The following is a 15,324-nucleotide window of genomic DNA, read 5'->3' on the forward strand; positions in this document are numbered from 1 at the left end:
TCGCAGAATGAAGCAGTTTCTTGATTTTTTACCGCTGATCGTATTTTTCGCTTTTTATAAGCTGTACGACATTTATGCCGGCACGCTGGCGCTGATTGTGGCAACGGCTGTGGTGCTGATTTACAGCTGGGTTCGCTATCGCAAAGTTGAAAAGATGGCGCTCATCACCTTCCTGATGGTGGCGGTGTTTGGTGGTCTGACATTGTTCTTCCACAATGATGAATTTATCAAATGGAAGGTCACGGTGATTTACGGCCTGTTTGCGGGCGCACTCCTCATCAGCCAGTGGGTGATGAAGAAGCCACTGATCCAGCGCATGCTGGGGAAAGAACTGACCCTGCCGCAGGCTGTGTGGGGACGTCTGAACATCGCCTGGGCGCTATTTTTTATTCTGTGTGGTCTGGCGAATATCTATATCGCATTCTGGCTCCCGCAGAATATCTGGGTCAACTTCAAGGTGTTTGGCCTGACGGCGCTGACTCTTATCTTCACCCTGCTCAGCGGCGTTTATATTTATCGCCACATGCCGCAGGATGACAAGCACTGATCCTTCTGGCCAGATCGCCACGCGGTCTGGCCTCTTTTCCCGCCTTCTCTTTTCTCTACATCCTTCCTGCGAAAATGTCTGAATCATGAAGATTTTATGGAGATTGCTGTCACTTTATTGTAATGAGAATGACTATCATTAATATTCGTCATCGCATTTTTAACAAATGGAAATGAGTTGATGAATAATATAATAAGATTTGCCCCGGCTACACTTACGCTCGCCATTCTTTCAACGCTATACCAGAGCGCGCACGCAGCGGAAGATCCTCTCGCCGATGGTGAAACAATGGTTGTTCAGGCCACCGCTGAAGAGGCGCTGAAGCAACAGCCGGGGGTTTCCATCATCACGGCAAAGGACATAGAAAAGGATCCACCGGTTAACGATCTTTCAGAAATTATTCGCAAAATGCCCGGGGTTAACCTCACCGGAAACAGCGCGACAGGCAGCCGCGGCAACAACCGCCAGATCGATATCCGCGGTATGGGGCCGGAGAACACGCTGATTCTGATTGACGGTGTGCCGGTGACGTCACGTAACTCGGTGCGCTACAGCTGGCGCGGGGAGCGCGACACCCGCGGGGATACTAACTGGGTTCCGCCAGAGATGGTTGAGCGCATTGAAGTGCTCCGGGGACCTGCTGCCGCCCGCTATGGTTCGGGGGCGGCCGGCGGCGTCGTCAACATCATTACCAAACGCCCGACCAACGACTGGCACGGCTCGCTCTCCCTGTACACTAACCAGCCTGAAAATGATAAAGAGGGGGCGACGAAACGCGCTAATTTTGATCTGAGCGGCCCTCTTGCGGGCGATGCGTTAACGATGCGCCTGTACGGGAATATCAATAAAACTGACGCAGATGCTCAGGACATCAACACCGCGCAAAATGGCTCTTACGCCGCCGGACGTGAAGGCGTGCGCAACAAGGACATCAATGCCCTGCTCTCCTGGAAACTCACGCCACAGCAGATTATCGATTTCGACTACAGCTACAGCCGCCAGGGCAATATCTACGCGGGTGATACTCAATACAGCAACAGCAACGTCAGCCCTGACGGTCTGGTGTCGTCCCTGTATGGACACGAAACCAACCGAATGTACCGCCAGTCTTATGGCATTACGCACAACGGCATCTGGGACTGGGGTCAGTCAAAGTTCGGTGTCTATTATGAAAAGACCAACAACACCCGCCTGGAAGAAGGCTCTACGGGCAAAGTTGAGGGGATGATCAATAGCGATAAATACGATACCAGCCGGCTGGAGTCATACCGTTCAACGGGTGAGCTGAACATTCCTTTCTTCTGGCTGGTCGAACAGACGCTAACCGTGGGTGCAGAATGGAACCGTGATGAACTGAACGATCCGGCCTCAATGCAGGCGACAAATGTGTCGGGAGAAGTGATTAACGGCGTTCCCGGCACGGCTTCTGAGCGCAACAGCAAAAACAGCGCTGACCTCACCGGCATCTATCTTGAGGACAATATTGAAGCGCGTCAGGGCACCAACCTGATCCCAGGGATCCGCTTTGATTATCACAATCAGTTCGGCAGCAACTGGAGTCCTAGCCTGAACGTCTCCCAGGATTTGGGTGACATGTTCAAGGTTAAAGCGGGTATCGCTCGGGTATTTAAAGCGCCAAACCTGTATCAATCCAGCGAAGGCTATCTGCTTTCCACCCGCGGTAATGGCTGCCCGAACAACGTTTCCGAAGGAAGCTGTTACCTGTTAGGTAACCCGGATCTGGATCCGGAAATCAGCGTGAACAAAGAGATTGGCCTGGCCTTTGCGCTGGAAGGCTACGAGGCTGGCATAACCTGGTTCCGCAACGATTACAAAAACAAGATCGTTTCAGGAACGGACGTGCTGGGCCAGACAAGCAGCGGCGCAAATATCCTTCAGTGGCAGAACGGAGGAAAGGCTGTTGTTGAGGGGCTGGAGGGCAATCTCACCGTCCCGGTTATCCGCGACACGCTAACATGGCGTACCAATGCGACGTATATGATTCAGTCTGAAAGTAAGGACACCGGCAACCCTTTGTCGATTATCCCCAAATATACCGTCAACACCATGCTGGACTGGGAGGTTAACAGCAAGCTTTCAGCCAACGTAAGCTGGACGATGTACGGCCGCCAGAAGCCCAGAGAAAACGCTGAAATCCGCAAAGAGGAAAATGCGATGTCCAACAGAGAGATCGGCGCGTATTCCATCGTGGGTATCGGCAGTAACTATCAGCTGACCAAAAACCTGCGCCTGAATGCCGGCATCAGCAACCTCTTTGACAAGCAGATTTACCGTGAAAATGACGGTGCATCGACCTATAACGAACCAGGCCGTGCGTATTACGCAGGCGTGACCCTGTCCTTCTGACCCTAAGGCGCCTGCTCTGCGGGCGCTAACCCTATTCTCTCCAGCCAGAAATCATAGTAGCATCCCGCCTGAAGTCTTCAGTTACGAGTTTAAAAACAATGACAACAAATGACGCCCCACAGGGCGAACTGGTTTTACGCACACTGGCAATGCCTGCGGATACGAATGCCAATGGCGATATTTTTGGCGGCTGGTTGATGTCTCAGATGGATATGGGCGGTGCAATCCTGGCAAAAGAGATTGCACACGGGCGCGTGGTAACCGTCCGGGTCGATGGCATGACCTTCCTGCGTCCTGTCGCGGTGGGGGACGTGGTGTGCTGTTATGCACGCTGCGTAAAACGCGGCAATACGTCTGTCTCCATCAACATTGAAGTCTGGGTGAAAAAAGTCTCTTCTGAACCGATTGGTCAGCGCTATAAGGCGACGGAGGCATTGTTCATCTATGTGGCGGTGGATAGCGACGGTAAGCCCCGCCAGCTTCCACGGAGCTGATCCTCAGGTAAAAAAAGCCTCCTTGCGGAGGCTTCTTTTATTCCATCTGTGCCCCGCCGTTCAGGCGGAAGACAATGTTCACAATCAACCCATTGCCGGGTTTACCGGCTTCATAGCGCCACCTGCGCATGGCCGATTTAACTTCACGTTCAAACATATTCGCCGGCTGTGCGGACAGGATTTCCACGTTATCCACACGTCCATCGGCCGTAACGTCGAATTTCACCCGTACACGCCCTTCAATACGTAACGCCTGAGCACGTGCCGGGTACTGCGGCTGGTTACGGCTCAGCGCGCGCGGGCCTGCTGGCGCCGTTACCGTCGGTTTTGTCGCGGTCGTGGTGTTATTCATCAGCGGACGTGACGGGGCGGCATTTTCAACCGGCTGCGTGGCGCGTGGCTCAACCGGACGCACTTCGCGTTTCGGACGCTCTTCCACCTTTTTGACCGGCTTGGGTTTTGGCTTCGGCTTAGGTTTCGGCTCCGGCTTATGGATCACCACCGGCGCTTCTTTCGGCGGTTCAGGAACCGGCTCGGGCTCTGGCTCTGGCTCGGGTTCAACAACGGGCTGTGGCGGCGGCGGCGCAACCTGCGGCGGCTCAAGATCCGCAGGCGATACCATGGTCACAGAAATTGGCTGCGCGGGCGCCGGCATTTCAATAACCTGATGAACCGAGGTATAGAGCAGACCCGCCACGACAGCACCGTGAATAACGACGGAAAGCAGCGTCGGCCATGGAAAGCGGCGAGGTAAATCAAGGGTCATCGAAGTCATAATCATCAACGTTAAAAAACCGAACCTCGATTTTAAATGCAAATAGCAATCATATTCAATAAGACACTTTGTCCTGGCGCAATTTAAGCGTACATGAGGGCAAAAAAGGGGCATCCAGATCAGGGTTTTAACATTGTTATTATCTTTACATTGCAGTCATTTGTGCTTTCACATAACGTAATTGTCACTTTTACCGGTTAAGGAGCTTTGCCGTGCTTTACGTGATTTACGCTGAAGATGTACCTGATTCTCTGGAAAAACGTCTTTCCGTTCGCCCTGCCCATCTGGCGCGTTTACAGTTGCTACAGGATGAAGGTCGGTTGCTGACCGCAGGCCCGATGCCTGCCGTTGACAGCAACGATCCGGGCGCGGCGGGTTTTACCGGCTCCGCGGTGATTGCCGAGTTTGAATCTCTTGAAGCCGCGCAGGCCTGGGCAGAAGCAGACCCGTACGTCGCAGCCGGCGTGTACGAGAAAGTCACGGTTCGTCCGTATAAAAAAGTATTCTGAAACGAAAGGCTCCCTCAGGAGCCTTTTCTTCATTCAGTGCAGCGACGCCAGCCTCGCCGCAAATCCGACAAACAGCAGACCTATCAGCCCGTTCCCCAGCTTCGCCAGTTTCTTTTTGGTTTTGAGGTAACGCGTGACAAACGCGCCTGAGAAAATCAGGAAGCTCATGTACATGAAGCTGATCAGCTCAAGCGTTGTGGCGAGGATCAGGAACGACGTGCCGGTATTCTTCGCATTGACATCAATGAACTGTACGAAGAACGACACGTAAAAGAGAATCGCTTTCGGGTTCGTCAGGCTCAGCACCAGCGAACGCTTAAGGATTGCGCTTGCCGGTTCGGCGCTACTTTCGTGCGCATTTTTTTGACGCATCATAACGGACCAGAGCATTTTCCCGCCCAGCCACAGCAGATAAAACGCGCCCAGATAGCGGACAATATTAAATAATACCGGAGTGGTCTGGATCAACGCGGCGACGCCCGCCCAGGCCAAAAACATCAGCACGGCATCACCAATAAACACACCGGTGGCTGCCAGATAGCCTTTCTTAACGCCGTGGCCAATCCCTGTTTTCAGCACAAACAAGGTGTTCGGTCCTGGAACCAGCACGATAAAAAATGCGCCGACAACATAGGTCCAGAAATTCAGTACACCAAACTCCGCAAACACGTCTCACTCCTTTCGCTCAAAAACAGCGGGGATACCGGGAATTACGGTATCCCCTTAATCAGTTGCGCTATTGTACGCCGTTATAGCCATCAAGATAAGTCGCGGCCAGTTCGTTGCCAAATAATATGGCGTCTTTACTGTCCATGTCCGATGACCATTTATCCTTCGTGTTGCCTGCGAACAATTCCTGAGACGTCGCATTTTCTTTTAGCTGATCGCGAATGCTTTGTGCGTATTCACTGGCTTCAGCCTGAGTCCGCCCTTCCGCGCGGTCAGCTTTGCCCCGGGCATAAAGCTCGCGGAACTGCGCCACGTTCAGCTGATAATTTTTCTGCACGCTGGAGGTGTAATTGCCGCCAGTAAAGCTGGACTGATGCGACACGAAATAAAACGCGTGCCGTTCGGGTGAGGTTTTGCTGCTGGCACAACCGCTTAATATCGCAATCCCAAAGAGTGCTGCCATTACTTTTCCGTTCATCCTTTGTTCCTTTAATAAAGCCAATGTATTCCGCATGCGAAAACATAATCTGCCAATGAGGAAAATGACGAAAGTCCTAAATCTTCCCTGAGCGCATCCAGCGCCAAAAGTACAATAAAAATCCAGAGATAAGGATTCATCTTTTAATATCATGACGTTAAGGGGACTTAGTATATCGCGGAAAGCAGATGGGAAGAGACTGCAAAAATTGATAGCCTGGATGTTTAATGGGCACCTTTACGGTGCCCTTCATGCTTTTCAGATGTCCTGGACCGCGAACAACAGCGCGTTACGGTGTCTGTTCAGGCCACATTTTCTGATGGCGTGGATACGCATATTGCGGCGGGATTGTGCTTCCAGCCAACGAGCCTTACGACGACTCACCTGTCGCAACATGCGCCAGCGCCCAACTTCAGTTCTACTGCGCTTCATGTCTACAACTCTTTCTCTAACAGAGATGCCATTATATGCCTAAGCAGGCGGCAAACCAGCGCTTTTATCTGGTGTTTTTATTTGCCAGATGAATCCTGATGCGTAAACTCATAACAATACGCTTTCAAAAGGATTTTTTATTTATGACAACCTTCTACACCGTGGTGAGTTGGCTGGTCATTTTAGGATACTGGCTGTTAATTGCCGGGGTGACGTTGCGCATTCTGATGAAACGCAGAGCGGTACCTTCCGCCATGGCCTGGCTTCTGATTATCTATATTCTGCCGCTGGTGGGCATCATCGCCTATCTCTCTTTCGGTGAACTTCATCTGGGTAAACGCCGCGCCGAACGCGCCCGCGCCATGTGGCCCTCCACGGCGAAATGGCTTGCAGACCTTAAAGCCTGCAAGCATATCTTCGCTGAAGAGAACAGCAGCGTGGCCGCATCTCTGTTCAAGCTGTGCGAACGCCGCCAGGGGATTGCTGGGGTAAAAGGTAATCAACTGCAACTGATGACCTCTTCCGATGATGTGATGCAGGCGCTGATCCGTGATATCCAGCTCGCACGGCATAATATCGAGATGGTGTTTTATATCTGGCAGCCGGGCGGCATGGCGGACCAGGTCGCCGAATCACTAATGGCCGCTGCACGTCGCGGTATCCACTGCCGCCTGATGCTGGACTCCGCCGGCAGCGTGGCCTTTTTCCGTAGCCCGTGGGCAGGCATGATGCGCAACGCCGGTATCGAGGTGGTCGAGGCGCTGAAAGTGAATCTTTTCCGCGTCTTTCTGCGCCGCATGGATCTCCGCCAGCACCGGAAAATGGTTCTGATCGATAACTATATCGCCTACACCGGCAGCATGAACATGGTTGACCCCCGCTTCTTCAAGCAGGATTCCGGCGTGGGGCAATGGATCGATCTGATGGCGCGGATGGAGGGACCGATCGCGACCTCAATGGGTATCGTCTACTCCTGCGACTGGGAAATTGAAACCGGTAAACGCATTCTTCCCCCGCCCCCGGATGGCAATATCATGCCGTTTGAGGAAGCCAGCGGGCACACTATCCACACTATCGCATCCGGTCCTGGCTTCCCGGAAGATCTGATCCATCAGGCACTGCTGACCGCCGCCTACTCCGCGCGGGAATATCTGATCATGACCACGCCCTATTTCGTTCCCAGCGACGACCTTCTGCATGCCATCTGTACAGCGGCACAGCGCGGAGTGGATGTGAGCATTATTATGCCGCGCAAGAACGATTCGCTGCTGGTGGGATGGGCAAGCCGCGCGTTCTTTAGTGAGCTGCTGGCCGCAGGCGTTAAAATTTATCAGTTCGAAGGCGGGCTGTTACATACCAAGAGCGTGCTGGTGGACGGAGAGCTGAGCCTGGTGGGCACCGTTAACCTCGATATGCGCAGTCTGTGGCTGAATTTTGAAATTACGCTGGTCATTGATGACGCCGGGTTCGGTGGCGATCTGGCGGCGGTTCAGGACGATTATATCTCCCGCTCACGCCTGCTGGACGCCAGACTGTGGGCGAAACGTCCGCTCTGGCAGCGAATTGCCGAACGACTGTTTTACTTCTTTAGCCCGTTGCTGTAAAACGTGCCCAACGATGTTTAACAGGTAGTCATCATGGAAATGGATCTGAACAATCGCCTGACCGAAGACGAAACGCTCGAACAGGCCTACGATATTTTTCTCGAGCTGGCGGTCGATAATCTCGACCCTGCTGACGTCATTCTTTTCAACCTGCAATTTGAAGAGCGTGGCGGTGCTGAGCTGTTCGATCCGTCTGAAGACTGGGCCGAACACGTCGATTTTGACCTCAATCCGGACTTCTTCGCCGAGGTGGTGATTGGCCTGGCAGATGAAGACGGCGGAGAAATTAACGACATCTTTGCCCGCGTCCTGCTGTGCCGCGAGAAAGACCACAAACTGTGCCATATTCTCTGGCGCGAATAATAAAAAAGGCTGCCCGCGCAGCCTTTTTTATTTAATCCGGTAAAGCATTTCCACAGCGGTGACAAAACCGCGCGCCGGGTTCATGATTCCCCTGCTGACAATTCGGACATTTGCGTTGCTGCTTGCTGTTCTGGAAGGCGCTGCTCATATGGGTGGTAATTAGCCCCGTTGGTATCGCTATAACTGAATAGCCGATCAGGATAAGAACCGATGCCACAATACGTCCGAGCGGCGTATGCGGGGTAATATCGCCATAGCCCACGGTGGTCACCGTGACGATAGCCCAGTAAACAGACGCATTAAGCGTGGTAAACCCGTATTTTGGCCCTTCGATTAAATACATCAGGGAGCCAAAAACGATCATCACGATAGCAATAAACGAATAGAAGAGAATCAGCTGGTGGCGAGCGCTGACAATGGCGACCCAAAAAACCCGCAGCGACGGCATAAAGCGCAGCAGTTTGAGTATTCGTAACACACGAATCGCCCGCATTGCACGCCAGGCAAACACATAATTCAGGCTGATCTCAGGCCACAGCCACATGACATACAGCGGCAGGATGGTGGCTAAATCAATAAACCCCCAGAAGCTGAAAACGTATTTCGCCGGATTTGGCCAGCTAATGACCCTCAGCACATATTCCGCGGTAAACACCAGCGTGACAATCAATTCCAGCCAGACGAAAACGTGCCACTCCTCATACGTCATATGGTACTGCGTTCCGGCGCCGGATTCGATAAAGATAATAATGACGCTAATCAGGGCAAATAAACCACAAAGGCCTTCGAAACGGCGACCGGAAACCGTCTCAGGATCAAATAAAAGGTGATACAGCCGCTGACGGGCCGACGTGAATAATCGCGACACATTAACCTCGAAAAATAAGGGCTGACATCATGTCAGCCCTTGCGATTATAACGGGTCTACTTTCAGGCAGGAAACCGCATGTCGGAAACTGCCCTCCAGAACCGGCCGTGTTTTTGCACATTCCGGCCCGGCTATTGGGCATCGCGTACGGAATACGCAGCCTGAAGGCGGGTTGATTGGCGAAGGCAGTTCACCTTCCAGAAGCTGAATGGTTTTATTTTTTTCCAGATCGGGATCCGGAACGGGAACCGCAGACATCAGCGCTTTGGTATAAGGGTGCAGCGGATTGTGGTACACCTCATCATACGTACCCAGCTCCACGGCGTGGCCCAGATACATGACCAGCACACGGTCCGAAATGTGTTTTACCACCGCCAGATCGTGGGCGATGAAGATCAGCGACAGCCCCATTTCCCGTTGCAGTTTCTGTAGCAGGTTAACCACCTGGGCCTGGATGGAGACGTCCAGCGCCGAAACCGGCTCATCACAGATAATCAGTTTTGGTTCAAGGATCAACGCGCGTGCGATACCGATACGTTGGCACTGACCGCCGGAAAACTCGTGTGGGTAGCGGTTAATGAGGTTAGGCAACAGACCCACCTTGAGCATCATCGCTTTCACCCGATCGCGAACTTCCTGGCGCGGCATCTTCGGATGATAGGTGCGCAGCGGCTCGGCAATGATTTCGCCAATGGTCATACGCGGGTTCAGGGACGCCAGCGGATCCTGGAAAATCATCTGGATGTCGCTGCGCACGTCGCGCCATTCATCCGGCTTCATCCCCAGCAGATCTTTGCCAAGCCAGGCCACTTTCCCGTCGGTGGCCTTCACCAGGCCGATGATCGCACGCGCAAATGTCGATTTGCCGCAGCCAGATTCACCCACCACGCCCAGGGTCTCCCCTTCGTACAGGCGTAGCGTGACGCCATCCACCGCTTTCAGGGTTTTGGCAGGCTGCCAGAACCACTGTTTACCGTCTTTGATATCGAAATGGACCTTCAGGTCAGCGATTTCGAGCAGCACATTTCTTTTTTCGTCGATTGCGTTCATACCAGCTCCTCCAGCGGCTTAAAGCAGGCGCGCAGACGGCCTGGGACAAACGCTTCCAGCGGCGGTGCGCTGTTACAGATTTCCATCGCATGCGGACAACGCGGCTGGAACGGACAGCCTTTTGGCAGACGCAGCAGGTTTGGCGGGTTACCCGGGATAGTCAGCAGCGACTCCCCTTCCGCATCAAGGCGCGGTACGGCATTCAGCAACCCGATAGAGTACGGATGGGCTGGCTGGTAGAACACATCGCGGGCATTACCGTATTCCATCGTGCGACCTGCATACATGACTAACACTTTGTCGCAGATCCCGGCAACGACGCCTAAATCGTGGGTGATCATGATGATGGCGGTGTTGAACTCGCGCTTCAGCTCGTTCAGCAACGTCATGATCTGCGCCTGGACGGTCACGTCCAGAGCGGTGGTCGGTTCATCAGCGATCAGCAGTTTTGGCCGACAAAGCAATGCCATCGCGATCATGACGCGCTGGCGCATACCGCCGGAGAATTCGTGCGGATACATGCGCATGCGCTTACGTGCCTCAGGCATTTTCACCGCATCCAGCATTTTGACGGACTCTTCAAACGCTTCGGCTTTACCCAGCCCCTTGTGGAGCATCAGCACTTCCATCAGCTGTTCGCCCACACGCATATAGGGGTTCAGGGACGTCATCGGATCCTGGAAAATCATTGAAATCTGCTCCGCGCGCAGCTTATTCAGCTCATGTTCCGGCAAATTCAGGATCTCTTTTCCGTTAAACGTCGCCGAACCACCGATCACGCCGTTTGACGCCAGCAGGCCCATCAGCGCGAATGCGGTCTGGGATTTACCGGAACCGGATTCGCCCACAATGCCCAGCGTTTCACCGGCACGCAGGTCGAAGTTGAGATCGTTAACGGCAGTAACATCACCGTCGGGGGTTTTAAACGTCACGCGGAGGTCTTTAACGTCCAGCAGTGCGCTGGTCCGCTGTTGCGCCTGTGGCGCGGTTGCCGTTTCAATAATAGTCATGACGGCGCTCCTTAACGGTCTTTCGGGTCGAGGGCATCACGCAGGCCATCGCCGATAAAGTTGAAACAGAACAGGGTGACGACCAGGAAGCCCGCCGGATACAGGAGTAACCACGGTGACACTTCCATGGAGTTTGCGCCATCACTTAACAGAGCGCCCCAGCTACTCAGCGGCTCTTGCGTACCTAATCCCAGGAAGCTCAGGAAAGATTCAAACAGGATCATACTTGGCACCAACAGGGAGGCGTATACCACCACCACGCCCAGCACGTTAGGAACGATATGACGCACCACAATATTGGCGGTAGAAACACCACCAACCTGTGCGGCTTCGATAAACTCCTTACGTTTGAGGCTCAGCGTCTGGCCGCGCACAATACGCGCCATATCCAGCCAGGACACCATCCCGATCGCCACGAAGATCAGCAGGATATTTTGACCAAAGAAGGTCACCAGCAGAATGACGAAGAACATGAACGGGAAGGAGTTCAGGATTTCTAGCAGACGCATCATCACGGAGTCCACTTTCCCGCCGAGGTATCCGGAAAGCGAACCGTAAAGCGTGCCGACGATCACCGCCACCAGCGCCGCCGCGATGCCAACCATCAGGGAGATACGGCCGCCAATCGCCACTCGCACCAGCAAATCACGCCCGGAAGAGTCGGTACCGAAATAGTGCCCGGATTCCATATCCGGCGCGCTGGACATCATGCCCCAGTCCGTATCGAAATAGGTGAACTGAGAGAGCATTGGCGCCAGGGTTACGAACAGCGCGATAAGCACCAGCACGACCAGGCTGGCAACGGCGGCACGGTTATGCATAAAACGACGGCGGGCGTCCTGCCAAAGGCTACGACCTTCAACCTCCAGCTTTTCACTGAAGTTTTCCAGCGCCTCGCTGTTTTTCTTACTCAACATCATGGCGTGCTCCAGTTAGTAACGGATTTTCGGGTCGATAACGGCATACAGCACATCGACAACGGCATTAAACAGAATGGTCAGCGCGCCCACGAGGATCGTCAGGCTCAGCACCAGCGAATAGTCACGGTTAAGCGCCCCGTTAACAAACAGCTGCCCGATGCCCGGCAGACCATAAATGGTTTCAATCACCATTGAACCGGTGATAATGCCGACGAAAGCAGGCCCCATATAGGAGAGTACCGGTAACAGTGCAGGCTTGAGGGCATGACGGAAAATAATCCGGCGCATCGGCAGCCCTTTCGCACGGGCGGTACGGATGAAGTTCGAATGCAGGACTTCAATCATTGAACCGCGGGTAATACGGGCGATACTGGCGATGTAGGCCAGAGATAATGCCACCATCGGCAATATCATGAACTTCAGCGCCCCGCCGTTCCAGCCGCCTCCGGGAAGCCATTTCAGGGTTATGGCGAATATCATGACCAGCAACGGCGCAACAACGAAGCTGGGGATAACCACCCCGGTCATTGCGACCCCCATTACGGCGTAATCCCATCGGGTATTTTGTTTAAGCGCGGCGATAACGCCCGCAGTGACACCGAGAACAACGGCCAGGATAAATGCAGCAGCTCCTAATTTAGCCGATACCGGGAAGCTGGACGCCACCAGGTCGTTAACGGAATAGTCTTTATATTTAAATGACGGACCAAAATCACCGTGTGCAAGTTGCTTCAGATAGTTGAAGTACTGCGTGGTGATAGGATCGTTTAAATGGTATTTCGCTTCGATGTTGGCCATAACTTCTGGCGGAAGCGTGCGTTCACCGGTAAAAGGACTGCCCGGTGCAAGACGCATCATGAAGAAGGAAATTGTAATTAGAATAAATAACGTTGGAATCGCTTCAAGACAGCGACGCAGGATAAATTTCAACATTGCCCGTACCTTCTGGCGTGTGCCTGACGAATGTTACAAAATAGACACAGTGGGGCAAGCTCGCTCGCCCCACGTATTGCCATTAATGCTTGATAATATAAAGATTCTTAACGGAAATATTATCCAACGGGTCTTTACCGGTATAACCCCCTACCCATGGTTTCACCAGGCGGGCGTTAACGTAGTAGTAAACCGGAACGATCGCAGAGTCTTTATCGAGCTGTTGTTCTGATTTGGCGTACAGATCGGCGCGCTGGGCGTCATCTGCCACCTTCAGGGTTTCGCCAATCAGCTTATCAAACGCCGGGCTCTTATAGTGTGCGGTGTTGTTCGAACTGTCGCTCAGCATGGTGTTCAGGAATGAGGTCGGTTCGTTATAGTCCGCACACCATCCTGCACGTGCCACGTCAAAGGTTCCCTGGTGGCGCGTATCGAGGAAGGTCTTCCATTCCTGATTTTCCAGCTTCACGTTCACGCCGAGGTTTTTCTTCCAGATAGACGCGACGGCAATAGCCAGCTTTTTATGCAGATCGGAGGTGTTGTACAGCAGGCTAAAGGTCAGCGGCTTGTCGGCGGTATAGCCAGCTTCAGCCAGCAGTTTTTTCGCTTCTTCGTTACGTTTTTCCTGGGACCATTTGAACCATTCAGGTTCAACCAGCTTCATACCGTCGGTGTAAGGCGGGGTGTAGCTGTAAGCCGGCAGGTCGCCCTGATTCTTCACTTTATTCACGATAATGTCGCGATCCAGAGCCAGCTTCAGTGCGGTACGAACACGTACGTCGGTGAACGGTGCTTTCTGGTTGTTAATTTCGTAATAGTAGGTGCACAGATACGGATCGACGTGAACTTCTTTCGGGATCTCTTTTTTCAGCTTCTGGAACAGTTCAATCGGCATGTTGTTATAGGTCATGTCGATTTCACCACTGCGGTAGCGGTTTACGTCCGTCACTTCAGAAGAGATTGGCAGGTAGGTGACCTGATTGATAACAGTCTTCGCATTATCCCAATACTGCGGGTTGCGCTCCAGCACCATACGTTCGTTAACGACCCAGTCCTTCAGCTTATATGCACCGTTGGTCACGATATTCGCAGGCTGCGTCCATTTTTCACCAAATTTTTCTACCGCGGATTTTGGTACCGGGGAGACGGACGGGTGAACCAGCAGCTTATAGAAGTACGGAACAGGTTCGCTCAACGTCACTTCAAAGGTATTGGCATCGATGGCTTTTACGCCCAGGTCGGTTACTGGCTTTTTACCCGTGATGATGTCATCGATATTGGCAATATGGCCATACTGGAGGTAACTCGCATACGGGGAGGCGGTATTTGGATCCGCCAGACGCTGCCAGCTATAGACGAAATCTTCGGCGGTAACCGGCGTACCGTCGGACCATTTGGCATCTTTACGCAGATGGAAGGTCCAGACTTTAAAATCTTTGTTGTCCCATTTTTCCGCCACGCCCGGAGCCGGGTGGCCGTCTACGTCAGTCACCAGCAGACCTTCAAACAGATCGCGGTTAACGTTAGACTCTGGAACACCTTCAATTTTGTGCGGATCAAGAGACTGCACTTCCGCACCGTTATTACGTACCAGCGTTTGCTTCTCAGCCAGCTGAACACCAGCAGGAACGTCCGCAGCCATTGCAGCGTTGCCCGCGATTAGCGCAGTTAAAATCCCCGCCGCTACCAGACTTTTTTTTGTGATGATGGACATTGTGTTGATACTCCACTCATTATAATGACTGGCCTTCGCCAGTTGTGTAATCCCCTGTTGGGGCCTGTACAGCGCAGGAGTTTTTTTTGCTACTGTCAGGTTCTTTTTTTACTTCTTGCTATCACCGACTTCATTATTACTGACCGCTCGTACGGCGGTCTTGCGTCGATTCTTTACACCTTTCCCCTGTCAGAGAGATGCGTTGGATATCTTACGTGAGGGCTATATGAAAATAGTTCTCATCAACTTGTTTAATGCTGCAAAATATAAGGCCGGAAAGTACCAAATGGTGCCAACTCTCGCCAATACATTTTGCAAATTTGTTAAGCATTTCTCTTTTACGATGGCTGGCATAACTAAGGCGCCAACCCTGGCTTACGCCGAAATCAACTAAAAGAGATATAATTCATACAGATAAGAAATTTTGTTGCTCCAAACGCGACGACATGGCTTAGTTGAACGACTTTTCACGATAATTTAACAATTGATTATTATTTAGCACATTCGTCTGAGTCAGCATCGAAATTACTAATATCATTTCGGTTATCTGTCAGCAAGCCCCAGAGTATCATGTGAGTAAAATAACAGAGG

The 15,324-nt window shown here is 52.6% G+C and carries 17 protein-coding genes; 6 read left to right on the top strand and 11 right to left on the bottom strand.

Annotated elements, in window-relative coordinates; genetic code table 11:
• Positions 1 to 7: 7 nt before the first annotated feature.
• The 3 genes from DD606_RS02525 (at position 8) to yciA (ending at position 3,408) form a co-directional block, all read left to right on the top strand.
• Positions 8 to 547 carry a septation protein A gene (locus tag DD606_RS02525; RefSeq protein ID WP_003856762.1) on the top strand — a complete coding sequence of 180 codons (540 nt, stop codon included), beginning with the start codon at positions 8 to 10 and terminating at the stop codon, positions 545 to 547.
• 180 nt (positions 548 to 727) lie between these two features.
• A complete protein-coding gene (locus tag DD606_RS02530; RefSeq protein ID WP_116290721.1) occupies positions 728 to 2,914 on the top strand; it encodes a TonB-dependent siderophore receptor in 2,187 nt (728 codons plus the stop codon).
• 98 nt (positions 2,915 to 3,012) lie between these two features.
• Entirely contained in the window at positions 3,013 to 3,408 is a 396-nt protein-coding gene (yciA, locus tag DD606_RS02535) for an acyl-CoA thioester hydrolase YciA (RefSeq protein WP_003856759.1), read from the top strand.
• Positions 3,409 to 3,445: 37 nt separating this feature from the next.
• Here yciA and tonB read toward each other — a convergent pair whose 3' ends face one another.
• Positions 3,446 to 4,174, bottom strand: a complete 729-nt coding sequence (gene tonB, locus DD606_RS02540) for a TonB system transport protein TonB (protein ID WP_017384230.1) — start codon at positions 4,172 to 4,174, stop codon at positions 3,446 to 3,448.
• Between the two features lie 221 nt (positions 4,175 to 4,395).
• On the opposite strand from tonB, the gene DD606_RS02545 reads away from it, so the two are divergent.
• Positions 4,396 to 4,692, top strand: coding sequence for a YciI family protein (locus DD606_RS02545; protein ID WP_023314258.1), 297 nt, complete (start codon positions 4,396 to 4,398; stop codon positions 4,690 to 4,692).
• 33 nt (positions 4,693 to 4,725) lie between these two features.
• On the opposite strand, the gene leuE is transcribed toward DD606_RS02545, so the two are convergent.
• The 4 genes from leuE to DD606_RS02560 all read right to left on the bottom strand — a co-directional run bounded on the left by leuE (position 4,726) and on the right by DD606_RS02560 (position 6,271).
• Complete coding sequence (gene leuE, locus DD606_RS02550; protein WP_022651359.1) at positions 4,726 to 5,361, bottom strand: leucine efflux protein LeuE; 636 nt, start codon at positions 5,359 to 5,361, stop codon at positions 4,726 to 4,728.
• Between the two features lie 67 nt (positions 5,362 to 5,428).
• A complete protein-coding gene (locus DD606_RS02555) occupies positions 5,429 to 5,839 on the bottom strand; it encodes an Exc2 family lipoprotein (protein ID WP_003856751.1) in 411 nt (136 codons plus the stop codon).
• A gap of 11 nt (positions 5,840 to 5,850) precedes the next feature.
• A complete protein-coding gene (locus tag DD606_RS26675; protein ID WP_210911827.1) occupies positions 5,851 to 5,979 on the bottom strand; it encodes a KPN_01571 family protein in 129 nt (42 codons plus the stop codon).
• A 118-nt stretch (positions 5,980 to 6,097) separates the two neighbouring features.
• Positions 6,098 to 6,271 carry a YciY family protein gene (locus DD606_RS02560; protein WP_017384232.1) on the bottom strand — a complete coding sequence of 58 codons (174 nt, stop codon included), beginning with the start codon at positions 6,269 to 6,271 and terminating at the stop codon, positions 6,098 to 6,100.
• A 143-nt stretch (positions 6,272 to 6,414) separates the two neighbouring features.
• Here DD606_RS02560 and cls point away from each other — a divergent pair, with 143 nt between their 5' ends.
• Entirely contained in the window at positions 6,415 to 7,875 is a 1,461-nt protein-coding gene (gene cls / locus DD606_RS02565) for a cardiolipin synthase (protein WP_003856750.1), read from the top strand.
• A gap of 33 nt (positions 7,876 to 7,908) precedes the next feature.
• Positions 7,909 to 8,238, top strand: a complete 330-nt coding sequence (locus DD606_RS02570; protein ID WP_006810881.1) for an HI1450 family dsDNA-mimic protein — start codon at positions 7,909 to 7,911, stop codon at positions 8,236 to 8,238.
• A gap of 31 nt (positions 8,239 to 8,269) precedes the next feature.
• Here DD606_RS02570 and DD606_RS02575 read toward each other — a convergent pair whose 3' ends face one another.
• The 6 genes from DD606_RS02575 to oppA all read right to left on the bottom strand — a co-directional run bounded on the left by DD606_RS02575 (position 8,270) and on the right by oppA (position 14,733).
• Entirely contained in the window at positions 8,270 to 9,106 is an 837-nt protein-coding gene (locus DD606_RS02575; RefSeq protein ID WP_003856745.1) for an ion transporter, read from the bottom strand.
• A gap of 45 nt (positions 9,107 to 9,151) precedes the next feature.
• On the bottom strand, positions 9,152 to 10,156 hold the full coding sequence (gene oppF / locus DD606_RS02580) for a murein tripeptide/oligopeptide ABC transporter ATP-binding protein OppF (protein ID WP_003856743.1): 1,005 nt from the start codon (positions 10,154 to 10,156) through the stop codon (positions 9,152 to 9,154).
• Entirely contained in the window at positions 10,153 to 11,166 is a 1,014-nt protein-coding gene (locus tag DD606_RS02585; protein WP_003856742.1) for an ABC transporter ATP-binding protein, read from the bottom strand. The genes oppF and DD606_RS02585 overlap by 4 nt, the downstream gene beginning before the upstream one ends.
• 11 nt (positions 11,167 to 11,177) lie before the next feature.
• Positions 11,178 to 12,086 (bottom strand): oligopeptide ABC transporter permease OppC, encoded by a 909-nt coding sequence (oppC, locus tag DD606_RS02590; protein WP_003856740.1) that lies wholly within the window; start codon positions 12,084 to 12,086, stop codon positions 11,178 to 11,180.
• 12 nt (positions 12,087 to 12,098) lie between these two features.
• Positions 12,099 to 13,019 carry an oligopeptide ABC transporter permease OppB gene (gene oppB, locus DD606_RS02595; RefSeq protein WP_003856738.1) on the bottom strand — a complete coding sequence of 307 codons (921 nt, stop codon included), beginning with the start codon at positions 13,017 to 13,019 and terminating at the stop codon, positions 12,099 to 12,101.
• An 82-nt stretch (positions 13,020 to 13,101) separates the two neighbouring features.
• Complete coding sequence (oppA, locus tag DD606_RS02600) at positions 13,102 to 14,733, bottom strand: oligopeptide ABC transporter substrate-binding protein OppA (RefSeq protein WP_003856736.1); 1,632 nt, start codon at positions 14,731 to 14,733, stop codon at positions 13,102 to 13,104.
• Positions 14,734 to 15,324: the final 591 nt, after the last annotated feature.

Source organism: Enterobacter cloacae complex sp. GF14B (genome assembly GCF_004136805.1).
Lineage (GTDB): Bacteria > Pseudomonadota > Gammaproteobacteria > Enterobacterales > Enterobacteriaceae > Enterobacter > Enterobacter hormaechei_C.